Origin of the sequence: Microbacterium sp. 16-032 (genome assembly GCF_041079455.1) — a bacterium.
GTDB classification, from domain to species: domain Bacteria; phylum Actinomycetota; class Actinomycetes; order Actinomycetales; family Microbacteriaceae; genus Microbacterium; species Microbacterium testaceum_A.
Genome location: NZ_JBFYGQ010000001.1, coordinates 52,681 through 73,488, shown reverse-complemented (window position 1 = coordinate 73,488; position 20,808 = coordinate 52,681). Strand labels below are relative to the sequence as shown.

The following is a 20,808-nucleotide window of genomic DNA, read 5'->3' as shown; positions in this document are numbered from 1 at the left end:
CACGTGTTTGCCGAGACCGCATTCGTTCGGCGCCGGACGCCTGCGTCCTCGACGAAAGGATGCGTTCTCGATGGACGGCGGCCGGTGCCGAGGCCGTCAGAGAGACGAGGTGTCGTGCCCCTTCGGCAGCGCGACCGAGAGCCCGCCGGGGACGATGCGGGTGTACACGCGCGTCGCTTCGCCGAACTCGTCGCCGTCCAGCTCGATCGGCTGCGCGGGCGCGGTCGCTAACTCGATGCCCGTGCCCCGCAGGTAGCGCACCGACGAGTCCCTACGGCGCTCGAGCACGCGTCGACCGGCGCGGAACTTCCGCAGCACCGAGTTGTCCCACACGATCTTGCGCCAGACGCCCAACCAGCCGAGCACGCCGCTGGGCTGCAGCACGGCCACGTCGAGGCTGCCGTCGGCGATGGAGGCGTCCGGGATCAGCGCGACGCCGCCCTGCAGGGCGCCGCAGTTCGCGAACAGCACGCTGTGCACCTTCGCCGAGTGCAGGCGGTGCCCGTCGAGCTGGTACATGACGCGGAAGGGTTTGGCCGAGACGAGCGAGCGCGCCGCTCCGTCGACATAAGCGACCCATCCGACCTGCTTCTTCAGGTCGTCGCGGGTGTTCTGGATCATCGCGGCATCCAGACCGATGCCCGCCATGACCGAGAACCCGTGCTCCTCGATCTCGCCGCTGGCGCGGCGGATGCGTGCGATCCCGGTGTCGATGGAGAGCACGTCGCCCTCGAAAGTCGAGCGGATCATCGCGTCGCTGTCGGCGAGGGGCAGGTTGAGGTTACGAGCGAGCAGGTTGCCCGTCCCGCTCGGGATGATCGTCAGGGGCACACCCGTCGAGGTCAGAGCCTCGGCGACGGCACGGACGGTGCCGTCGCCGCCCGCCACGAGCACGGCGTCGACCTTCTCGTCGAGGGCTGCGCGGGTGGCGTCGTCGCCCAGGTCGTCGACCGTCGTCTCGTAGAACAACGGCTCGGCCCAGTCGGCTGCGGCCGAGAGCTCCGCCACGCGGGCGCGCAGCGTGTCGGGGTCGACCTTGACGGGGTTGTAGACGAGGGCGGCCCGCTTCTTCTCGGTCGTCTCGGCGTCGATCGGCGCTTCTTCGCCCTCGGCGTCGACGCGCTGCGTCTTGCCGGGCATCTCCGCCGACGAGTCCGGCTCGACGTCCTCCGGCTGGCGAATGGTGTCGTCGGGTTCTGCGGCGTCCTTCGGGTGAGGGACGTCCTTGCGCGGGCGGTCACCGACGTCCTCGCCCAGCCGCGCCGCGTGGAAGTGGTCGTCAGAGCCCCCGGCCGCGGCGGCGTCCGCCCTCACCTCGGCGGGAGCATCGGCGGGGACGGTTTCGGGAGCGTCCGCGTCGTCACGCGGCTCGTCAGGGGCGGCCATGGCATCCACCATAGGACCGCGGTCGATCCCGTCACTCGTATTCGAGGCGGGCTTGACGGAGGGATGCCGAAGCCGCATTCGCCGCGAGCGGAGCCCGTCCTTCCGCCTTCCGGCGCACGCCGCGCGTGCTCGCGACAGCGCAGGACACGTGCCGCCTCGACCGTAGGATGGACGCGTGATCGACCTGACTCTGCTGCGTGAAGATCCCGAGCTCGTGAAGCGCTCCCAGATCGCCCGCGGGGAGTCGCCGGATTCGGTGGACGACGCCCTCGCCGCCGACCGCGACCGCCGCGCGGCCATCACCGCCTTCGAAGAGCTCCGTGCCGCGCAGAACGCGCACGGTAAGCGCGTCGCGCAGGCGCTGAAAGAAGAGAAGGCCGCTCTCGTCGCCGAGGCGAAGCAGCTCAGCGAGCAGGTCAAGGCCGCGCAGCACGCCGCGACCGAGGCCGAGGCGGTAGCCGAGGCGGCCCTGGCGAAGATCGAGAACATCGTCATCGACGGTGTCCCGTCGGGGGGCGAAGAGAACTTCGTCACGCTGCGCACCCACGGCGACGTCCCGACCTACGACTTCACCCCGCGCGACCACCTCGAGATCGGCGAGATGCTCGGGGCGATCGACATGGAACGCGGCACGAAGGTCTCGGGCAGCCGCTTCTACTTCCTCACCGGCATCGGCGCGCGCCTCGAGCTCGCGCTCATGACCCTGGCCCTCGACCGCGCGCTGCAGGCGGGCTTCACCCCGATGATCCCGCCGACGCTCGTGCGCCCCGAGGTCATGCGCGGCACCGGGTTCCTCGGCCAGCACGCCGACGAGGTCTACCACCTGCCGAAAGAAGACCTCTACCTCGTCGGCACCAGCGAGGTCCCCCTCGCCGGCTACCACATGGATGAGATCCTCGACTTCGGGCGCGGCGCCAAGCGCTACGCCGGCTGGTCCACCTGCTACCGCAGCGAGGCCGGCTCGTACGGCAAAGACACCCGCGGCATCATCCGCGTGCACCAGTTCAACAAGCTCGAGATGTTCGTCTACACCGACCCGGCCGACGCCGAGGCCGAGCACGACCGTCTCGTCGCGATGCAGGAGCAGATGCTGCAGGACCTCGGCCTCGCCTACCGCGTGATCGACGTGGCCGCCGGCGACCTGGGGTCCAGCGCCGCGCGCAAGTTCGACATCGAGGCCTGGGTCCCCACGCAGGATGCCTACCGCGAGCTGACGAGCACCTCGAACTGCACGACGTACCAGGCGCGCCGCCTCGAGACCCGCTTCCGTCCCGCCGACGGAGGCAAGACCCAGCCGGTCGCGACCCTCAACGGCACACTCGCCACCACCCGGTGGATCGTGGCGCTTCTCGAGACGCACCAGCGCGCCGACGGTTCGGTCACGGTCCCCGAGGTCTTGCGGCCGTACCTGGGCGGGCTCGAGGTCATGGAGCCCATCGCGTGAGCGACGAGGCCGCCCTCCCCGACACCGGTGCCGTTGAGAGAGCGCCGAAGCAGGAGGCGGCCGATCTGGTCGCCGATCTCGCCGACGCTCCTCACCTCGGCCGCCTGCTCATCGCCCTCGACATCGACGGAACGGTGCTCCTCGAGGACGACACCTTGAGCCCCGGGGTCGTCGAGGCGATCACGCACGCGCACCGCGCGGGTCACGAGGTCATGCTCGCCACCGGTCGCAGCTGGGACAGCACCCACACGATCATGGACCGCCTCGGCATCCGTCCCGAGTACGCCGTCTGCTCGAACGGCGCCATCGTGATGCGCCGGGTGGGGGGAGTGGATGCCACCGAGTACGAGCGCGCGCACGTCGAGACGTTCGACCCCAGTGAGGTGTTGGCGCTACTGGGCGAGCACCTGTCGGGTGCGCACTTCCTGGTGGAGCTGCCCGACGGTACGCGCAAGTTCACCGACTACCTCGACGACTGGAACCTCGAGAAGGCGCACAAGGTGACCTTCGCCGAGCTGTCCGCCGAGCCGGTGTGCCGTGTGGTGGTCGTCGCGCCCGAGCAGACCGATCAGGACTTCCTCGAACTCGTCGAGCGGATCGGGCTGACCCAGGTGTCGTACGCCATCGGGTGGACGGCGTGGCTCGACATCGCGCCGCAGGGCGTCGACAAGTCGACCGCGCTCGAGCTCGTGCGCGGGTGGCTGGGCATCGCCCCCGAGCGCGTCCTGGTCATGGGCGACGGTCGCAACGACATCGAGATGATGCAGTGGGCCGTCCGCAACGGCGGGCGGGCGATCGCGATGCACCAGGGTCCTCCCGAGGTGCACGCCGCCGCGGGCGAGGTCGGCCTCTCGGTGACCGAGGGCGGCGTGGCCGCGATCCTGCGCGCGCTCTGACCCGCTGCAGGATCGGCGGCCCGGGGGGCGTCAGACCCGCGCGGACCCGCCCGCCACGTGCGCGGCGCGGTGGGCGAGGTACGCGGTGCGATCCACGACGGTCATCGGGCGACGGGCGGCGCGGCTATCAGCCAGGCGGGCCGCTTCCCACGCGAGGAGTCCGACCGGCGGCAACAGGAGCAGCGCGGCGACCCACATCGCCTTGAGGCCGGGGGACGCCTGCGGATCGCGGACGGCGACGATCGCGGCGAAGACGGATGCCGCGTAGACGAGCGCGAAGACGGCGAGAACGATCTGCGCTGACAGCGTGGTGACGAGCATGGTGACCTCCTCAACTCGGACGGCCCGACGGGCCGTGGGTGTGATGTTCTCGGTCTACGCCGGGCGCGAGCGCGCGGCAATCCCTCCGCCGAGGAGCGCAGGAAGTCCATAGCTGGGGCGTAGCCGACGCTCAGACCCTTTCGCGCGCCCAGGCCTGCCGCACGGCCGCACGCAGGGTGCGCGTGTCGGAGCGATCGAGCTCCCGACGGCTGCGGTCGAACGCGGCGCGCGCGGCCTCCCGGAAGAGAGGGGCGTGGCCGGGTGAGGATGCGGCGAGCGACGCAAGGCACTTCTGCAGGCGCACCTGCACCTCGATCACGGCGGCGCCGTCGCGCGCCAACGGTCGGAAGGCGTCGTTGACGAGATCGATGAGGCGTGGCGCCGGGACGAACACCCGCTCGAAATCCACGGTGGAATCGATGGGGACGGCGAAGGCCCTCGAGAAGACGCGATGGAGCGCCGCGATCACCTCGATCGCCGTACCGGGGTCGTTCGTCGCGGACGATAGGGCGCGGCTGCCGATCTCGGTGAGGGCGATCACTCCGAATCGCGGGTCCTGCTCGTACGTGCGGTGGTTCTCGACCCGAAACGCCCGCCGCACGCCCGCGGCGACGTCGGCATCGACGGGGCCGTCGACGAGGGCGAGGGGGACCCGTGCATCGGCGATCCTGCCGGGGACGGCGCGGACGTGCACATCGATCTGGTGCTGGCGTGCGAGTCGGTCGAGCCCCGCGACGTCAACATGGGTGACGTATCCGACGCCGTCCGTGTGTACGGGCACCGCTCCCGCTGGGGGCGTCGTGGCGGATCGCGCGCCCAGCGTCGGCCGCGCTGCATGCCACTCGAGTGAGGTCGTGGCCGCCTTCTCGACCCGATCGATGACGTCTGCCATCCGTCCGAAGGTCGACAGGTGGGCGATCCACCGCAGGAGCGTGACGACGACGATGGCGATGATGACGAGGGTCGCCACGAAGAGGATCGTGCGTCCCTGGCTTTCGTAATACCCGGTGGAGAGGGCGACGATTCCGACGAGCGAGAACGCGAAGGCGCCGACGAACGTCGATACGGCATTCTGCGAGGTCGGGTCGGCGATCAGCAGCTGCGTCGATCGTGGGGTGGCGGTCGTCGTCGCCGACGAGAAGGCCGTGACCATCGCCGTGACCGAGAAAGTGCTCACGGTGAGCATCGCCGTGGCGATGATCTGCAGCAGCTCGTCGACGGAGCCGGCCGCGAGATCGACGCTGAACGAGAAGGGCAGCAGAGGCCCCACGAACCGCGCGGCGAGCGCCACCACGATCGAGATCGCGGTGAAGAGCGCCGCGCGCACCCACACCTGCCGTCCGAGCCGGAGGAAGAAGGATGCCAGCGGGCTTCGCGTCATCGTCGCCATGGACGCGACGTTATCCGGCGCGCCCCCGCGAACCCGGGGGCTGGACGGATGAGGGACTCGCCTGAAAACGCGCCCTCATTCGCCTACGGATATGCGATGGAAATGTGAGGCAACTTGTCGGACATGCCGTGCTGACAAGGTCGGGTCACCCAACGATCGTCGGATGCCGAGAGGCCCACGCGGATCCCGGTCGTGCTCGTTCCATCACCCGAGGAGCCTGACCCACGCATGTCTGCACACAGCCCCGCATCACGCCCGAGAGTGTCACGCCGCCTCGGCGCCGCCCTCGTGGCGGCCCTGGCCCTGTTCGGGCCCGTGCTTGCCGCGCCCGCGGCGCACGCCGCCCCTCCCGCGGCGACCCTGTCGCTGTCGGTGAGCCCTATGAGCGTCACCGCCGGTGACGCGCTCGTCGCCACCATCACCGGATCCGGTGTGAGCGACCTCTACTCCTATGACCTCGAGATCACGTTCGACCCGACGCTGCTCGCTCCCGCGGCCGATGCCCCGACCGGTCCCGCCGGTGGGTTCACCTCGACCGTCACGGGCCCCGGCTCCCTCACCGTCTCGCACACGCGCCTCGGTACGTCTCCCGGTCTGAGCGGCGCGAGCGGTGTGATCCTGGCATCCATCCCCCTCCGGTCGCTCGCGGCCGGGTCGGCCGTCGTCGAGCTGTCGTCGGTGCGTCTCGTGTCGTCGACCGGTGACGTCGTGACGGCCGCAGCGGTGGCCTCCGGAACCGTCGTCATCGCGGCGGCACCCGTCCCCGTTCCGCAGCCGTCCACGTCGTCACCCGCGCCCTCACCCGAGGCGTCCGCGTCCGCGTCGGCGACTCCCGCCCCCGCGGCGAAGGGCCCGGGCGACCTGGCCACGACCGGTGTCGATGCGACGCCGTGGTGGATCGCCGGTGCTCTCGGCGTCGCCCTCATCGCCGGAGGCGCGCTGTTCGTCCTCCGCCGCCGTGAGGCGGTGCAGGAATGACCGCGTCCCGTTCGTCCGTCTTCTTCCACGAAGGATCCGTCATGACCCCCCTGGCCCGCCGTGTTCTGGCCGTGTCCGCCTCGATCGGTGTCGTCGTCGCCGGGGCCGTCGTCGCCCCCACCGCGGCGCTCGCCGCCCCCGCGCCCGCGCCGTCCGCCGCGCCTTTCCTCGCCCCGTACTACACCGAGCTCGACGTCACCGGCGATGCCCAGGTGACGACGGCCGACCTCGCAGCCCTTGCCCCCCACCTGGGGATGACCTCGAGCGATGCCGGATGGGCGGATGCCGCGGGCTTCGACCTCGACGACGACGGTGCCGTGACGGCATCCGATCTCGCCCTGCTGTCGGAGCGCATCATCTACGACGACGGTCCCTTCCAGATCGTCGAGGCCGATGCCGTGGCGATGCAGGCGGCGATGAACGCGGGCGTGATCACCTCGGTCTCGCTGACCCAGCAGTACCTCGACCGCATCGCCGCGTACGACAAGGTCGTGCGCCCGACCGGCGTGCGACCGCTCAACTCGATCATCACGACGAGCAAGGTCGCGCTCGCCGCCGCAGCGGCAGCAGACGCCATCCGCGCCGAGAAGGGCATGACAGGCATGCTTCTCGGCATCCCGGTGGCGTTGAAGGACAACTACAACACCGCCGACATGCCCACCACCGCCGGCTGCGGCTGCTGGAGCGGCAACCAGACCTCGAGCGACGCGACGATGGTCACGGGGCTCCGCGCCGACGGAGCCGTCATCGTGGCGAAGGCCTCGATGGACGAGTTCGCGATCAACCTGTCGTCGCAGTGGTCGGCGTTCCAGCCCGACGGCACCGCGCTGACCGTGTCGAGCCCGTACGACACGACCCAGACCTCGGGCGGATCGAGCGGCGGCACGGGAGCCGCGATCGCGGCGAACCTCGCCGGCATCGGCTTCGGCACCGACACCGGCGGGTCGATCCGCATCCCCTCGACCTACAACCAGCTCGTGGGCGTACGCCCGACGGTCGGTCTCGCCAGTCGCGACGGCATCGTGCCCCTCGCCCTCTCGCAGGACACCGGTGGTCCGATCGCCCGTTCGGTCCAGGATGCCGCGATCGCCCTCGACGCGGTCGTCGGCGAAGACGCGGGTGACCCGGTCACCGCACGCCAGGCCGGAAAGGTCCCCGAGACGTACACGTCGTACCTCGACGGGGAGTCGTTGAAGGGCAAGAAGATCGGCTACATCGCGTCGATGCTCGGAACGAACCCCACCACCCAGCGTCTCTTCGCCCAGGCGAAGGCGGCCATGGAGGCACGGGGTGCGACCGTGGTCGCCGTCACCGCACCCGACGGGTTCTCGGCGATCGTGGGCGAGGGGAGCGGCAGTGGTCCCGAGTTCAACCACGACCTGCAGAACTACATCACCGCCTACCTCGACCCGACGGTGAGCGCGCGCAGTCTGCTCGCCATTTCGCAGTCGCCGAATATCGTGCCCGGCCGCGCGAGCAACCCGTACGGTCAGCGCGCCGCCGTCACCGAGTCGACCTATCAGGCATGGGCCGGTCCGCAGGGCTCGCACACCCTGCAGCTCGCGAAGGGCAAGCAGATCATGACCGCGTTCATGGACGACCAGAAGCTGGATGCCGTCGTCTACCCGACCGGCAACCCTTACGGCACCATCGGCACGAATATGCGTCTGAGCCCGAACACGGGTCTGCCCGCCGTCACGGTGCCGATGGGCCAGGGGCTCTCGACCGAGGCGTCGACCGGGGGAGTGAACCTCGAGTTCCTCGGCCGCGACTTCGCCGAGGGTCCCCTCCTGGGCCTCGCCTACGGCTTCGAGCAGGCGACCCACGCCCGCACGACGCCCGCGGCCTACGGCCCGCTGGGCTGAGCGATGAGGCGGTCCCGGGCGCTCGCTCGCCCGGGGCCGCCTCGCGCGGGTCCTGTCGTGCGACCTCGAGTTCGCGGCTCGGTAGACTCGGGTCGTTCGGGAGGGTTGTCCGAGCGGCCGATGGACCTGGTCTTGAAAACCAGTGGGCAGCAATGTCCCGTGGGTTCGAATCCCACACCCTCCGCAACGACGAAGCGGGCCCCGCAGGGGTCCGCTTCGTCGTTATCACCGGCTGAGCGCAATGAGAACGTCGTTGGGCCCACGCCGCGCGACTCGTCGACCCGGGTCGTCTCGATCACGCACCGTCGGGACGCCTCCCGCACCTGACCCGCGCCGAAACGCCCGATCTTCACGGGATTCACAGATCCTGATCCCTAGTATTACTGCGACCTCCGGCCGTGCCGCGGGTCGACGTGCTGCCGGGCCGGTGGCATCCGTCTCGAAAGGACCCGAGTGAGCAAGACCTCCACCCCGCGCGGTCAGCGGACCGTCGCGCGCCACGGGCGACTCACCTCGCCGGGGCCCCTCGCGCAGCTGTTCCGCGGCGTGGCGATCGCCCTCGCCGTCCTCCTCGTGTCGGGTGGTGCGGTCCTCGCGTACGCCGCGGTCGACCTCACTCAGAGCTTCACCGCGGACGCGGTCGAGCTCAAGGGTCAGCCGGCGGTCCCGCCGGACCTCGGCGAGCTCAAGGGCGGCGTCAACATGCTCCTCGTCGGCACCGACGAGTGCGAGCCCAGCTTCGCCCAGCTCTTCGGCGATCGCTGCACCGGTGCCGACTCCGAGGGCAGCCTCAACGACGTCAACATGCTGGTCCACATCTCCGACGCGCCCCGCCGGGTCACGGTCATCTCGTTCCCGCGCGACCTGATGGTGCCGATCCCCTCGTGCACCGACAAGGACGGCAACGAGACCTCGGCGATGAGCAAGCAGCAGATCAACTCCGCGTTCTCGTACGGTGGCCTCTCGTGCGTCGTGCAGACGGTCTCGGAGCTCAGCGGCCTCGAGATTCCCTTCGCCGCCAAGGTCAGCTTCGGCGGGGTGATCAACATCACCGACGCGATCGGCGGTGTCGATGTCTGCATCGCGAACGGGATCAAGGACCGCTACACCGGCATCGACTGGCCCGCCGGCATGCGCACGGTGCAGGGTCTCGACGCCCTGCAGTTCCTCCGCACCCGTCACGGCGTCGGCGACGGCGGCGACCTGGGGCGCATCTCGAACCAGCAGCAGTACATGTCGCGTCTGGCCAACAAGCTGAAGAGCCAGGACGTGCTGTCGAACCCCGCGACGCTCTACAAGCTCGCCTCCACCGCTCTGCGCAACGTCGACCCGTCGACCTCGCTGACGAACCCGCTGACGCTGGTGCAGATCGCCTCCGCGGTCAAGGACGTGCCGTTCAACGAGATCGTGTTCATCCAGTACCCGACGTACACCGATCCCTCGAACCCCAACCGCGTCGTGCCCGACCGTACCGACGCCGACACGCTGTGGGCGGCCCTCGCCGCGAACCAGCCGCTGGAGCTCTCGGGCAACCTCAGCGACGGCAACGGCGTGGTCGTCGACCAGAACGCCACCCCGGCGCCCACGCAGGCTCCCGCGCCGGTCGACACCGCCAGCCCCGCGCCCACCCAGACGGCCCAGGCCTCCCCGGCCCCGACGTCGGACGCGATCCAGCTGCCGAGCGGCATCGCCGGGCAGACCGCCGCACAGGCGACCTGCTCGAACGGAAACGTCCGCGGTTGACCCTCGCCGCCCGGCATCTCGGACGTGGTTCGAATGCCGGGCGGCATCCGGTTAGTATGGACCGGTGTGTTCGCGCCGCAGGGCGTCGATCACCTGGAGACGTCGCATAGTCAGGCCTAGTGCACCACCCTGCTAAGGTGGAGTCCCCGTAAGGGGACCGAGGGTTCAAATCCCTCCGTCTCCGCAGAAAAAGCCCCGGTTCGCCGGGGCTTTTCTGGTTCCTGCCGACGGCGCCCGCGGGGTGCCGCGAGCGCCGTCGGGTGGCGGTCAGGAGCGGATGAACGCCAGGATGTCCGGGTTGATCACGTCGGCGTGCGTGGTGAGCATGCCGTGGGGGTAGCCCTCGTAGATCTTCAACGTCGCGTTCGACAGCAGCTCGGCCTGCTTGAGGGCGGCGGCCTGGTAGGGCACGACCTGGTCGTCGTCCCCCTGCAGTACGAGCACGGGCACCGAGATCGCTTTCAGATCCTCGGTCTGGTCGGTCTCGGAGAACGCCTTGATGCCGGCGTAGTGGGCGAGGGCGCTGCCGGTCATGCCCTGGCGCCACCAGTTGTCGATCACTCGCTGTTGCACCTCGACGCCCTCGCGGTTGAACCCGTAGAAGGGTCCGGATGCCACATCCTCGAAGAACTGCGCGCGGTTGGCGGCGAGGGCGTCGCGGAACCCGTCGAACACCGACATCGGGAGACCCTCGGGGTTTTCGTCAGTCTGCAGCATCAGGGGCGGAACGGCCGCGACGAGCACGGCTTTGGCGGCACGGCCCTGGGGCTCGCCGTACTTCGCGACGTAGCGGGCGACCTGTCCGCCACCGGTGGAGTGGCCGACGTGGACGGCGTTGCGCAGGTCGAGGTGCTCGACGACCGCGTTCACGTCGCTCGCGTAATGATCCATGTCGTGACCGGTGCCGATCTGCGACGAGCGACCGTGGCCGCGTCGGTCGGTCGCGATCACGCGATAGCCCTCGTTGAGGAAGTAGAGCAGTTGCGCGTCCCAGTCGTCGGATGACAGGGGCCACCCGTGATGGAACACGATGGGCTGAGCGTCGTGATCGCCCCAGTCCTTGAAGAAGATCTCCGCGCCGTCGTCCGTCGTGACGTACCCCATGAGTGAACCTTTCATGTTCTGCTGCTCGGCGGTAAGTGGAGCGATCGCCTCTGGGAGCGCTCACACAACAGCATGAAACCCTCCTCGTCGCCCCGTGTCCAGCACGAGTGCGAAGTGTTCAGCCGCGATGCACCTCGAAGGCACGCGAGTGGTGACCGGATCATCGGTCACGGCGCCGCGGGATCCTCGTCACCGGCCGGGTGGTCAGCCCTGCCGCTCGAAGACCATCGTGGCCTGAATCCGGTCTCCGCCGCCGAAGCCGGTGCTCCCCGACGAGGCGGTCGTGATCGTGTGCAGGCGGTAACCGAGCGCGGCTTGGCGGTTGATGACGTTCTCGAGTTCGGTCAGGTTGCCTGAGCCCGTGCCGAAGAACTTCTCCCTCAGCACCACCTGGAGCACGACGTAACTGAACCCGTCCTGGGCGGGACGCGGCTGCGCGCCCGAGACGGCGTCGGCCTGCGCCCGTTCGATGAAGCCCGCGACGCCCGGTTGCGGGGCGGCCGGCTCCTGGAACTGCTCGGTCCACCGCTGCCCGTCCCACCAGCGCATGCGCCCGGAACCGTCGTCGTACCACCCTGCCCGCGCGTCGCTCATCGACCGCCCCCTGTTCGTCGCTCCGGACCCCATGGCCGGGTGCCGCTGCGCTCGAGTATTTCGGAGCCCGATGCTCCGCTGCAACGCGCGGGTCAGGCGCGGTGCATCTCCACCGCACTCACGCCCGAGAGCCCCAACCAGGAGCGGCCGTCGGGACCGTCGACCACGGTGAGAAGCACGGCCTCGCACCCGCGGCACCGTGCGACGGCCCCCATCGCCGAGGCGTAGACGGCCGCCGTCGCGAGCAGTCCCGTCAGCCCGCAGTGGGTGCATCGAATCCCGGATGCCGTGGCGTCCCAGCCGAGCAGATCGTCGAGGCGACCAGCGAGGGCATTGCCGTCGAGAAGCGTCATCAGGAGCCTCCGAATCGCTCGGTGCGGATGCGGGTGGATGCGTGACCCGCCTCGATGAGCCAGCCGGCGACCGCCTCGACGAACGGGGTCGGTCCGCAGACGAAGACGCGCGGCTGCTGATCGGCGGGGATGATCGCGGCGCGCAGGCCCTCGGCGGTCAGTCGTGCGGGTGCCCGATCCGCGTCGGCTGGAGCTCGGCGCGTGTAGACGAGGTCGAGGGTGAAGCGGTCGTCGACGAGGGTGGCGAGCTCGTCGGCGAAGAACACGTCGTCCGGCGAGCGGACGGAGTACAGCAGTCGGAAGGGGGTCTCGTCGGCGCTCGCCGCGTGCGCGGAGGCCATGGCGAAGAGCGGGACGACCCCAGAGCCACCCGCGATCAGCTGCACCGGAGCGGGGTCGTCGGACGGCGTCCACATGAAGAACGCACCGAGCGGCCCGTGCACCTCGATCCGGTCACCCTCGCGCAGATCGTGGACGAGGAACGGCGAGACCTCCCCGTCGGGCACCTCGTCGACGGCGAGCACGATGCGCGTGCCCGGGCCCGCCGATGCGATCGAGTACGACCGGCTCGCCTGGTAGCCGTCGGGTGCGGTGAGGCGCACGTCGAGGTGCGAACCCGCCTCGTTGCCCGGCCACGTGGGCACATCGAGCTCGATGCGTCGGGCGGTCGCGGTCTCGGGGCGCGAGGCGACGACCGTCGCGGTGTGCCAGGCCGCGGTGCGCGCGGTCACCCGTACCGTTCCTCGCGCCAGGGGTCGCCGTGCAGGTGGTAACCGTTCTGCTCCCAGAAGCCCGGCTTGTCGGCGGGCATCGTGATGAGCCCCTGCACCCACTTCGCGCTCTTCCAGAAGTACAGGTGCGGCACCAGTAGGCGGGCAGGTCCCCCGTGCTCGGGCGTCAAAGGCGCCCCGTCGGCCTCGAAGGCGATCCAGCTCTTGCCCCCGAGCAGATCGTCGACGGCGATGTTGGTCGTGTACCCGCCGAACGAGTGCACCATCGCGAAGCGGTGAGAGGTGTCGACCTCGGCGAAGAGACGATCGAGAGAGACGCCGCGCCACGGCATGTCGAGCTTCGTCCAGTGCGTGACGCAGTGGATGTCGACGGTGACGTCCTCGACCCCGAGGGCCTCGAGCTCTGCCCGCGTCCAGCGGTGCACGCCGTTCTCGGTGCCGATCGCGAACTCCCAGCCGTCGTCGTCGACGCGGGGTGTCGGGCCGGCCGACAGCACGGGCCAGTCCCCGACGAGCGTCTGACCGGGAGGGAGTCGGGGGTCGCGCTCGCGTCGTCGTCCCGAGAATCCGCGTGTGATGAACGACATGGGTCTCCTCTGCGGTGGCGGTGGCTTCACCCTAGCCACGGTCGCGTGGCGGCGACAGGGCGCCGCGCGCCGGGGGTCTGCCGACGCAGGACGACGCGTGCGCGATGCGACCTCTCGTCGCCGGAACACCTCCCATGGCCATCCGGCCCGGCGCCACCCCGTCGGCCACAGCCCCGCGCCCCGATAGGGTCGTGCCTGCGGTGCGCACCTCGCGCGCCCTCGCACCCCGGGAGAATCGCATGTCCGTCGGACTCCTCGCCGTCGTCGATGACATCCTCAGCGCCGCGATGCGCGCGAGTGCCAAGACGGCCGGAGTCGTCATCGACGACGCCGCCGTCACTCCGCAGTACGTGCAGGGGCTGACGCCCGCGCGCGAGCTGCCCGTGGTCTGGAAGATCGCGCTGGGCAGCATCATCAACAAGTACGTGATCATCATCCCGATCGCGTTGCTGCTCACCGCGTTCGCCCCGTGGGTGCTTCCCTACCTGCTCATCATCGGCGGCGGGTTCCTGTGCTTCGAGGGGGCCGAGAAGGTGCTCGAGTGGTTTGGCGTGCACCACGAAGACGCCGAGTCCGACGAGCCGCGCGACGAGAAGAAGCTCGTGCTGGGGGCCGTGCGCACCGACCTCATCCTCAGCACCGAGATCATGCTCATCGCCCTCTCGAGCCTCGACCCGAACTTCGGAATCTGGATGACGCTGGGGGCGCTGCTCATCATCGGTCTGGCCATGACGGTGGTCGTCTACGGCGCGGTCGCGCTCCTGGTCAAAATCGACGACATCGGCCTGCGCTTCATGAAGAGCGAGTCGCGGGGCGTCCGCCGCTTCGGGGCCCGGGTCGTGGCATCCATGCCCGCCGTCTTCCGCGTGATCAGCGTGATCGGCACGGTCGCCATGCTGTGGGTCGGAGGGCACCTGGTGCTGCAGAACCTCGCCGACACCCTCTGGTCGGGCCCGTTCGACCTCGTGCACGTCGTGACCCACGCGATCGAGGCCGCGGGACCGGTCGTCGAGTGGATCATCGAGACGGCCATGTCGGCGGTGTTCGGGCTGATCCTGGGGCTGATCATCGTGGGCGTGGTGACGGGTATCTCGCGACTGACGCGCCGCGGCGCGGCCGCGCACTGACGCTCAGGCGTGGGCGCTCGAGAAGCGCTCGCGCAGCTCGGCTTTGATCACCTTGCCCGACGCCGTGCGGGGGAGGGCATCGACGATCACGACGTCCTTCGGCAGCTTGTAGCGGCCCACCTGGCCGTCGAGGTGGGCGCGGACGGCGGCGGTGTCGACCTGCGCCCCGGGGGCGATGGTGACCACCGCGAGGGGCACCTCTCCCCAGCGATCGTCCGGGATGCCGATGACCGCGACCCCCGTGATGCCCGGGAGGTCCGCGATGAGCGACTCGACCTCGGCGGGGTAGATGTTCTCGCCACCCGAGATGATCATGTCCTTCGACCGACCGCACACGTACAGGTAACCGTCGGCGTCGAGGTAGCCGAGGTCGCCGGAGCGGAACCAGCCGTCGTCGGTCGTGGCAGCGCGGGTGGCGTCGTCGAGCCCGTGGTACCCGGCGAACACGTTCGGCCCACTGATCTGGATCTCGCCGACCTCTCCGGACGGGACCGGCAGCCCCTGCTCGTCGACCACGCGCACCTCGGTGAAGAAGTGCGGCAGCCCGACGCTGCCCTGCTTCGACCTCGTCATGTGCGAGCCCAGAGAGGTGGCGCCGGGGGAGGTCTCGGTCATGCCGTATCCCTGCGAGAACGACAATCCGCGGGCCTCCCACGCGCTCAGGATGCGGTCGGGAACGGCGGAGCCGCCGCAGGTGAGGGTGCGCAGACTCGAGACGTCCGAGTCGCTCCACGCGGGATGGTCGGCCATCAGCTGGAAGGTCGTGGGGACGCCCGAGATCATCGTCACCCGGTGGCGCTCGACGAGGTCGAGAGCGCGCCCCGCTTCGAAGCCCTTCTCGAGCACGAGGGTCGCGCCTTTCAAGACCACCGGGAGGGCTCCCATCCCCAGGGACGCCACGTGGAACAGGGGCGAGATCATCAGGGCGACGTCCTCGGAGACCACGTCGTAGTCGATGACGGTGTTGACCGCGACCGAGGTGAGGTTGTCGTGCGTCAGCACGGCACCCTTCGGCCGCCCGGTGGTCCCCGAGGTGTAGACGATCGCCGCCGGGGTGGCGGGGTCGGCGACCACGAGCGCGGGCGCCGGGCCCGCGGCATCCAGGAGGCGGGACAGGCCCGGCTCTCCGTTCCGACCGGACGCGCCGGTGCGGATGCGCGGCGGCGTCTGCTCGGGCGACGGCAACGCGTCGAGGCGATCGTCGAACGCGGGATCGTGCACGAGGGCGCGCGCGCCGCTGTCACGGAGGACGTGAGCGATCTCAGGACCCGCGAGTCGGGTATTGACCGGCACGAAGACCGCGCCGATCCGCGTCGCGCCGAACAGCGCGATCAAGAAGTCGGGGCTGTTCTCGCCCAGGTACGCGACGGCGTCTCCGGCGCCGATCCCCCGCGAGGCGAGGACGGCCGAGAACGCCTCCGCCGCATCCGCGAGCTGGGCGTAGGTCAGGTGCTGGTTCTCGCCGTAGACGACGGCGGCCTTGTCGGGGGAGCGGAGACGCCGGCGGGGGAGCCAGGCTCCGAGACCTTGGGTTCTCATGCGCGATCTCTTCGTCGAGGGTGCGGGATGGAGAAGGGAGGGGTCGGGCCCCTCCCCCCTCAGGCGTAGAAGCGGTAGAGGCCGCGCGCGACCACGGCGGGCTTGCCGCCGCCGTCGACCTGGATCGTCTGGTCGACGGCGAGCTGGTAGCCCCCGGCGATCTCGGTGACCTCGGCGATGACGGCGTTCATGCGCACGCGGGCTCCGACCTTCACCGGTGAGATGAACCGCACCTTGTCGAGGCCGTAATTGACCTTCGTGGTCACGCCGGTGACGTCGAGCAGCTCGGTCCAGAACGTCACCGCGAGCGAAAGACTCAAGAATCCGTGGGCGATGGCGCCGCCGAAGGGGCCGTCCTTCGCGCGCTCGGGATCGGTGTGAATCCACTGGTGGTCGTCGGTGGCGTCGGCGAAGAGGTTCACGCGGTCCTGCGTGACCTTGAGCCACTCCGACCAGCCGAGATCGGTGCCGGCGAGGCCGGCGATGTCGTCGTACGAGACGGTGGTGCTCATGAGTGCTCCTTGGAGGGGGTGGTCAGGCCGAGCAGCCGCGCGGCGTTGTCGCGGACGATGCCGGGCATGACCTCGGGCTTGAGGGTGGTCTGCTCGACGTCGCGCAGCCAGCGGTCGGGCGTGAGCAGCGGGAAGTCGGATCCGAAGAGGACGCGGTCCCGCAGGAAGGAGTTCGCGGCGCGAACGAGCTGCGCGGGGAAGTACTTCGGGCTCCAGCCCGACAGGTCGATCCAGGTGTTGTGCTTGTGCGTGGCCACCGAGATCGCTTCGTCCTGCCACGGCACCGAGGGGTGGGCCATGATGATCTGCAGGTCACCGAAGTCGGCTGCGACGCCGTCGAGCAGCATGGGGTTCGACAGTCCCAGGCGCAGACCTCGGCCGCCCTTCATTCCCGCGCCGATGCCCGTCTGTCCCGTGTGGAACAGGGCGACGACCCCCGCCGTCTGCAGCGTCTCGTACAGCGGGTAGTGCCGCTCGTCGCTCGGGTCGAATCTCTGCACGGTGGGGTGGAACTTGAACCCCCGCACGCCGGACTCCTCGATGAGGCGCTGAGCGCGCTCCACGGCATCCGCGCGGTTCGGGTCGACGGAGCCGAACGGGATGAGCACGTCGTTGTGGCGAGCCGCGCCCGCGGCGATGTCGGCGCTCGAGAGGGGCGGGTGGTCGAGGTTGCCCTCGGCATCGACCGTGAAGACCACCGCGGCCATCGAGCGCTCGCGGTAGTACGCCGCGATGCTGTCGAGGTCGGGTCGCGCGGCGTCGGTCGCGAAGTAGCGACTCGCGGCCGCGGCGAGATCATCGGGAAGCGAGGAGTGCCCGTGCCCGTCGACCTCGACGTGCACGTGCACGTCGATCGCCGTCAGTGCCCCGACGTCGATGGCGGGTTCGTAGTGGGCCACGGTCGTCACGCGGTGGCAACGGGGCGCTGGAGCTCGACGGGGAGGGCCGGGAAGCGCTCGCCCACGCTCTGCAGGTCGCCGACGGCCTCGGCGAAGCCCGCGGCGAGGGCTTCGGCGGTCCAGCCGCCGTCGCGATAGACGGTGGCGACGGGCTCGGGGTGCGACCACAGCTGCAGGCGGTCACCGCCGATGCCGATCGCCTGGCCGCTCACCCCGGCTGCCGCGTCGGAGGCGAGGAAGGCGATGAGCCCCGCGACATCGTCCGAGGTGCCGAAACCCAGGTCGCGTCGGAAGAAGGCGGGCATGGGCTCTCCCGCTGCCTCCGCCTCGACGGCCGCGGCGAAGTAGGGCACCGTCGCGGTCATGGCGGTGGCGGCGACGGGGATGACCGCGTTGACGGCGATCCCGGCCTTCTTGAGTTCGAGGGCCCAGGTGCGCACCATGCCGACGATTCCGGCCTTGGCCGCCGCGTAGTTCGTCTGGCCGAAGTTGCCGCGCTGACCGGTGGGCGAGCCGATGCAGATGATCCGCCCGGCGATCTCGTTCTGCCGCATGTAGGTCGCCGCGGCGCGCACCGTGGTGAAGGTCCCTCGCAGGTGCACGCCGATCACCGTGTCGAAGTCGTCGTCGCTCATCTTCCACAGCACGGTGTCGCGCAGGACGCCGGCATTGGTGACGAGGATGTCGAGTCGGCCGTAGGCGTCGACGGCGGCGGCGACGAGGGCGTCGGCGGTCTCGGTGGGTCCGACCGGCGCGACCACTGCGACCGCCTGGCCGCCCGCATCGACGATGGTCTTCACCGCGGCGTCGGCGGTGGCGGCGTCCACGTCGTTGATGACGACGGCCGCCCCCTGGCGGGCGAGCTCCTGGGCGTAGGCGAGGCCTAGGCCGCGGCCCGAACCGGTGACGATGGCGACTTTGCCGGTGAGCGTCATGGTGACTCCTTCGATCGGTGACATCGTGGCATCCAATCGTTGAAAATGTCAATGATTGCTCTTCGCTACACTTGCGGCATGACCTCCGTGGCCCCCGACGATCCCTCGGGCTCGTCGCGCCTGGAGCACTCGCCCCTCGCCGACGACCTCGGCTTCCTCCTCGCGCGGGCCTCGGCCGTGTCGCAGGCGGCGGCCAACGAGGCCCTCGCCGCGCACGAGTTCAAGGTGCGCTCCTACTCCGTCCTCGCGCTCGCGGTGACCGGCGGTCGGCCCTCGCAGCGTGAGCTCGCCGCCTTCCTGCGCCTGGATCCGAGTCAGGTGGTCGCCCTCATCGACGATCTCGAGCGTCGCGGTCTCGTCACGCGCGAGCCCGACCCGCGGGATCGGCGGGCCAACGTCGTGGCCGCCACGCTCGCCGGGCGTTCGCTCTACCGGCGCGCGCAGGCCGACGTCGAGGCGGGCGAACGTCGCGCTCACGCGGGGCTCTCGAGCGCCGACCGCGCCGAGTTGGCGCGCCTGCTGCGGGTGGTCGCCTTCCCCGGCGGGGAGTGACGACGCCACTTGCGACGCATCCGAGCCGCCCCGCGCCCCGGGGCGACGCCATGCCCGACGCTCAGTCGCGCGGGTGCAGACGGTCGAGCAGGTCGAGGCCGTGGCGCGCCCAGGCGATCTCGCCCTCGGCGCGGTCGAGGAATCCCTCGTAGGTGAACACCTTGAACGCCACCACCGCGTCGGGGTCGTGGCGGGTGTCGGTTTCGAGCCGGCGCGCGAGGATCGGGTGGGAGTGCCTCCGGATGGCATCCAGCTGGGACTGCCATTGTGCGCGGCGCAGCTCGTACTGGGCGATGTGCTCGTGCAGGTGTCGGCGGGCGACGTCGGGATCGGCCCACTCGAAGTACGCGGCGCGCAGGTGCGCGGGGTCGCGTTCCCGCGCGTATTCGATGGGTTCCTCCATCCACGCCCGAAAGGCGTCGACCCCCTCGTCGGTGACGGTGTACTGCGTCTTCGTGGAGCTCGCCCCCCACGGGACCGCCTCGTCGCGCAGCAGCCCGTCGGCGACCATGCGCTTGAGCTCGGGGTAGATCTGCGAGTCGGGCGCGTGCCAGACGTGCCCGACCGACACGTGGAAGGCCTTGGCCAGGTCGTAACCGGTCATGGGGTGCGCGGTCAAGAGGGCCAGCAGGGCGTACCGCAGGCTCATCGGCGACTCCTCGGGGTGCTTGCGGATGCTCGGCATCCACCGTATCTTCTCGGCTATAACTATCCCGATAGTGAGTGGACGAGGGAGTTCCGATGCAACAGACCGTGGCCGCCAAGCTGCTCGACCACCCGCGCAACGCCTGGTACGTCGCCGCGTGGGATCACGAGGTCGGACGCAAGAAGATCCTTTCGCGCACGGTCGCGGGCCGGCCCTTGGCGCTCTATCGGACCGAGGACGGTCGAGCCGTCGCCCTCGCCGACGCGTGCTGGCATCGCCTCGCACCGCTGTCGCAGGGCGCTCTGGCCGGCCCCGAAGACATCCGCTGCCCGTACCACGGCATCACCTACGACGCCCGGGGCCGCTGCACCTCGATGCCCGCGCAGGAGACGATCAACCCGAGCGCCCTCGTCCCCTCGTTCCCGGTCGTCGACCGAAATCGCTACGTGTGGGTGTGGGTGGGCGACCCGGCGCTGGCCGACCCCGACCTCATCCCCGACATGCACCAGATGACGGATGCCGCCTGGACCGGCGACGGCCTGACGATCCACGCCCCGTGCAACTACCAGCTCGTCCTCGACAACCTGATGGACCTCACCCACGAGGAGTTCGTGCACTCGAGCAGCATCGGCCAGAAGGAGCTCAGCGAGAGCGAGTTCGTCACCAGCCACACCGACACCACGGTGACGGTCGAGCGCTGGATGCACGACATCGAGGCCCCGCCTTTCTGGCTGAAGAACATGAGAGACAAGTTCCCCGGCTTCGAGGGGCGCGTCGACCGCTGGCAGATCATCCACTTCGAGGCGCCGTCCACCATCTGCATCGACGTCGGCGTCGCCAAGGCCGGCACGGGTGCGCCCGAGGGCGACCGGTCGCAGGGGGTCAACGGCTACGTGATGAACACCATCACGCCCGAGACCGCGCGTTCGAGCCACTACTTCTGGTCGTTCCAGCGCAACTACCGCCTCGACAGCCAGCTCATCACGACGCAACTGCGCGACGGCGTGCACGGGGTGTTCGGAGAAGACGAGGCGATGCTCGCCGCGCAGCAGGCCGCGATCGACGCCAATCCCGATTACGAGTTCTACAGCCTGAACATCGACGCGGGCGGCATGTGGGTGCGCCGGATCCTCGAGCGGATGCTGCTCGCCGAGGGTCGCGATCACGCCCCGGCACCGCGTTCGGGCGCGCAGGTGGTGCACTGAG

The 20,808-nt window shown here is 70.0% G+C and carries 21 protein-coding genes and 2 tRNA genes; 10 read left to right on the top strand and 13 right to left on the bottom strand.

Annotated elements, in window-relative coordinates:
- Positions 1-96 precede the first annotated feature (96 nt).
- Positions 97-1,386: a diacylglycerol kinase family protein gene (locus AB6V31_RS00305; RefSeq protein ID WP_082450274.1), complete on the bottom strand. Its 1,290-nt coding sequence runs from the start codon at positions 1,384-1,386 to the stop codon at positions 97-99.
- A gap of 175 nt (positions 1,387-1,561) precedes the next feature.
- Here AB6V31_RS00305 and serS point away from each other — a divergent pair, with 175 nt between their 5' ends.
- A complete protein-coding gene (gene serS, locus AB6V31_RS00300; protein ID WP_369363306.1) occupies positions 1,562-2,830 on the top strand; it encodes a serine--tRNA ligase in 1,269 nt (422 codons plus the stop codon).
- On the top strand, positions 2,827-3,726 hold the full coding sequence (locus AB6V31_RS00295; protein WP_369363304.1) for an HAD family hydrolase: 900 nt from the start codon (positions 2,827-2,829) through the stop codon (positions 3,724-3,726). The genes serS and AB6V31_RS00295 overlap by 4 nt, the downstream gene beginning before the upstream one ends.
- Positions 3,727-3,756: 30 nt before the next feature.
- On the opposite strand, the gene AB6V31_RS00290 is transcribed toward AB6V31_RS00295, so the two are convergent.
- Both AB6V31_RS00290 and AB6V31_RS00285 read right to left on the bottom strand, forming a co-directional pair.
- Positions 3,757-4,047, bottom strand: a complete 291-nt coding sequence (locus AB6V31_RS00290) for a PLDc N-terminal domain-containing protein (RefSeq protein ID WP_369363302.1) — start codon at positions 4,045-4,047, stop codon at positions 3,757-3,759.
- Between the two features lie 130 nt (positions 4,048-4,177).
- The gene (locus AB6V31_RS00285) at positions 4,178-5,437 is read right to left on the bottom strand and encodes a DUF2254 domain-containing protein (protein WP_369363300.1); all 1,260 of its coding nucleotides are present in this window, start codon (positions 5,435-5,437) and stop codon (positions 4,178-4,180) included.
- A gap of 261 nt (positions 5,438-5,698) precedes the next feature.
- Here AB6V31_RS00285 and AB6V31_RS00280 point away from each other — a divergent pair, with 261 nt between their 5' ends.
- From AB6V31_RS00280 to AB6V31_RS00260, 5 genes are all read left to right on the top strand, one after another.
- Positions 5,699-6,415, top strand: coding sequence for a cohesin domain-containing protein (locus tag AB6V31_RS00280; protein WP_369363298.1), 717 nt, complete (start codon positions 5,699-5,701; stop codon positions 6,413-6,415).
- 41 nt (positions 6,416-6,456) lie between these two features.
- Positions 6,457-8,280: an amidase family protein gene (locus AB6V31_RS00275; RefSeq protein ID WP_369363296.1), complete on the top strand. Its 1,824-nt coding sequence runs from the start codon at positions 6,457-6,459 to the stop codon at positions 8,278-8,280.
- A 99-nt stretch (positions 8,281-8,379) separates the two neighbouring features.
- Positions 8,380-8,464, top strand: a tRNA-Ser gene (locus AB6V31_RS00270).
- Positions 8,465-8,733: 269 nt separating this feature from the next.
- Complete coding sequence (locus AB6V31_RS00265) at positions 8,734-10,023, top strand: LCP family protein (protein WP_268102426.1); 1,290 nt, start codon at positions 8,734-8,736, stop codon at positions 10,021-10,023.
- Between the two features lie 95 nt (positions 10,024-10,118).
- A tRNA-Ser gene (locus tag AB6V31_RS00260) sits at positions 10,119-10,207 on the top strand.
- Between the two features lie 83 nt (positions 10,208-10,290).
- On the opposite strand, the gene AB6V31_RS00255 is transcribed toward AB6V31_RS00260, so the two are convergent.
- The 5 genes from AB6V31_RS00255 to AB6V31_RS00235 all read right to left on the bottom strand — a co-directional run bounded on the left by AB6V31_RS00255 (position 10,291) and on the right by AB6V31_RS00235 (position 13,392).
- Positions 10,291-11,127 (bottom strand): alpha/beta fold hydrolase, encoded by an 837-nt coding sequence (locus tag AB6V31_RS00255; RefSeq protein WP_369364109.1) that lies wholly within the window; start codon positions 11,125-11,127, stop codon positions 10,291-10,293.
- Positions 11,128-11,331: 204 nt separating this feature from the next.
- Positions 11,332-11,721 (bottom strand): DUF2510 domain-containing protein, encoded by a 390-nt coding sequence (locus tag AB6V31_RS00250; protein ID WP_074694775.1) that lies wholly within the window; start codon positions 11,719-11,721, stop codon positions 11,332-11,334.
- A gap of 92 nt (positions 11,722-11,813) precedes the next feature.
- A complete protein-coding gene (locus AB6V31_RS00245) occupies positions 11,814-12,074 on the bottom strand; it encodes a DUF6510 family protein (protein ID WP_369363294.1) in 261 nt (86 codons plus the stop codon).
- Positions 12,074-12,805: an FAD-binding oxidoreductase gene (locus tag AB6V31_RS00240; RefSeq protein ID WP_369363292.1), complete on the bottom strand. Its 732-nt coding sequence runs from the start codon at positions 12,803-12,805 to the stop codon at positions 12,074-12,076. Before AB6V31_RS00240 ends, AB6V31_RS00245 begins: the two co-directional genes overlap by 1 nt.
- Positions 12,802-13,392: a molybdopterin-dependent oxidoreductase gene (locus tag AB6V31_RS00235; protein WP_074694778.1), complete on the bottom strand. Its 591-nt coding sequence runs from the start codon at positions 13,390-13,392 to the stop codon at positions 12,802-12,804. Before AB6V31_RS00235 ends, AB6V31_RS00240 begins: the two co-directional genes overlap by 4 nt.
- Before the next feature lie 239 nt (positions 13,393-13,631).
- Between AB6V31_RS00235 and AB6V31_RS00230 the strand changes: the two genes are divergently transcribed.
- The gene (locus AB6V31_RS00230) at positions 13,632-14,519 is read left to right on the top strand and encodes a DUF808 domain-containing protein (RefSeq protein WP_369363289.1); all 888 of its coding nucleotides are present in this window, start codon (positions 13,632-13,634) and stop codon (positions 14,517-14,519) included.
- A 3-nt stretch (positions 14,520-14,522) separates the two neighbouring features.
- Here the strand turns inward: AB6V31_RS00230 and AB6V31_RS00225 are convergent, their stop codons facing one another.
- Genes AB6V31_RS00225 through AB6V31_RS00210 form a run of 4 tightly spaced genes read right to left on the bottom strand, consistent with a single transcriptional unit; the run spans position 14,523 to position 18,404 of the window.
- The gene (locus AB6V31_RS00225) at positions 14,523-16,058 is read right to left on the bottom strand and encodes a long-chain fatty acid--CoA ligase (protein WP_369363287.1); all 1,536 of its coding nucleotides are present in this window, start codon (positions 16,056-16,058) and stop codon (positions 14,523-14,525) included.
- A gap of 59 nt (positions 16,059-16,117) precedes the next feature.
- Positions 16,118-16,570, bottom strand: coding sequence for a MaoC family dehydratase (locus tag AB6V31_RS00220; RefSeq protein ID WP_369363285.1), 453 nt, complete (start codon positions 16,568-16,570; stop codon positions 16,118-16,120).
- Positions 16,567-17,469, bottom strand: coding sequence for an amidohydrolase family protein (locus AB6V31_RS00215; protein ID WP_074694836.1), 903 nt, complete (start codon positions 17,467-17,469; stop codon positions 16,567-16,569). The genes AB6V31_RS00220 and AB6V31_RS00215 overlap by 4 nt, the downstream gene beginning before the upstream one ends.
- A gap of 5 nt (positions 17,470-17,474) precedes the next feature.
- Positions 17,475-18,404: an SDR family NAD(P)-dependent oxidoreductase gene (locus tag AB6V31_RS00210; protein ID WP_074694837.1), complete on the bottom strand. Its 930-nt coding sequence runs from the start codon at positions 18,402-18,404 to the stop codon at positions 17,475-17,477.
- A 78-nt stretch (positions 18,405-18,482) separates the two neighbouring features.
- On the opposite strand from AB6V31_RS00210, the gene AB6V31_RS00205 reads away from it, so the two are divergent.
- Positions 18,483-18,956 (top strand): MarR family winged helix-turn-helix transcriptional regulator, encoded by a 474-nt coding sequence (locus tag AB6V31_RS00205; protein ID WP_369363283.1) that lies wholly within the window; start codon positions 18,483-18,485, stop codon positions 18,954-18,956.
- Positions 18,957-19,017: 61 nt separating this feature from the next.
- Here the strand turns inward: AB6V31_RS00205 and AB6V31_RS00200 are convergent, their stop codons facing one another.
- Positions 19,018-19,641, bottom strand: coding sequence for a PadR family transcriptional regulator (locus AB6V31_RS00200; protein WP_369363281.1), 624 nt, complete (start codon positions 19,639-19,641; stop codon positions 19,018-19,020).
- A gap of 56 nt (positions 19,642-19,697) precedes the next feature.
- Here AB6V31_RS00200 and AB6V31_RS00195 point away from each other — a divergent pair, with 56 nt between their 5' ends.
- Entirely contained in the window at positions 19,698-20,807 is a 1,110-nt protein-coding gene (locus AB6V31_RS00195) for a Rieske 2Fe-2S domain-containing protein (RefSeq protein WP_369363279.1), read from the top strand.
- Position 20,808: the final 1 nt, after the last annotated feature.

What these genes read in the sequence shown, in the direction of transcription:
- AB6V31_RS00305 (WP_082450274.1), bottom strand. Translation starts at nt 1,386, where the DNA reads ATGGCCGCCCCTGACGAGCCGCGTGACGACGCGGACGCTCCCGAAACC.
- AB6V31_RS00290 (WP_369363302.1), bottom strand. Translation starts at nt 4,047, where the DNA reads ATGCTCGTCACCACGCTGTCAGCGCAGATCGTTCTCGCCGTCTTCGCG.
- AB6V31_RS00285 (WP_369363300.1), bottom strand. Translation starts at nt 5,437, where the DNA reads ATGGCGACGATGACGCGAAGCCCGCTGGCATCCTTCTTCCTCCGGCTC.
- AB6V31_RS00275 (WP_369363296.1), top strand. Translation starts at nt 6,457, where the DNA reads ATGACCCCCCTGGCCCGCCGTGTTCTGGCCGTGTCCGCCTCGATCGGT.
- AB6V31_RS00255 (WP_369364109.1), bottom strand. Translation starts at nt 11,127, where the DNA reads ATGGGGTACGTCACGACGGACGACGGCGCGGAGATCTTCTTCAAGGAC.
- AB6V31_RS00250 (WP_074694775.1), bottom strand. Translation starts at nt 11,721, where the DNA reads ATGAGCGACGCGCGGGCAGGGTGGTACGACGACGGTTCCGGGCGCATG.
- AB6V31_RS00245 (WP_369363294.1), bottom strand. Translation starts at nt 12,074, where the DNA reads ATGACGCTTCTCGACGGCAATGCCCTCGCTGGTCGCCTCGACGATCTG.
- AB6V31_RS00235 (WP_074694778.1), bottom strand. Translation starts at nt 13,392, where the DNA reads ATGTCGTTCATCACACGCGGATTCTCGGGACGACGACGCGAGCGCGAC.
- AB6V31_RS00230 (WP_369363289.1), top strand. Translation starts at nt 13,632, where the DNA reads ATGTCCGTCGGACTCCTCGCCGTCGTCGATGACATCCTCAGCGCCGCG.
- AB6V31_RS00225 (WP_369363287.1), bottom strand. Translation starts at nt 16,058, where the DNA reads ATGAGAACCCAAGGTCTCGGAGCCTGGCTCCCCCGCCGGCGTCTCCGC.
- AB6V31_RS00220 (WP_369363285.1), bottom strand. Translation starts at nt 16,570, where the DNA reads ATGAGCACCACCGTCTCGTACGACGACATCGCCGGCCTCGCCGGCACC.
- AB6V31_RS00210 (WP_074694837.1), bottom strand. Translation starts at nt 18,404, where the DNA reads ATGACGCTCACCGGCAAAGTCGCCATCGTCACCGGTTCGGGCCGCGGC.
- AB6V31_RS00205 (WP_369363283.1), top strand. Translation starts at nt 18,483, where the DNA reads ATGACCTCCGTGGCCCCCGACGATCCCTCGGGCTCGTCGCGCCTGGAG.
- AB6V31_RS00200 (WP_369363281.1), bottom strand. Translation starts at nt 19,641, where the DNA reads ATGCCGAGCATCCGCAAGCACCCCGAGGAGTCGCCGATGAGCCTGCGG.
- AB6V31_RS00195 (WP_369363279.1), top strand. Translation starts at nt 19,698, where the DNA reads ATGCAACAGACCGTGGCCGCCAAGCTGCTCGACCACCCGCGCAACGCC.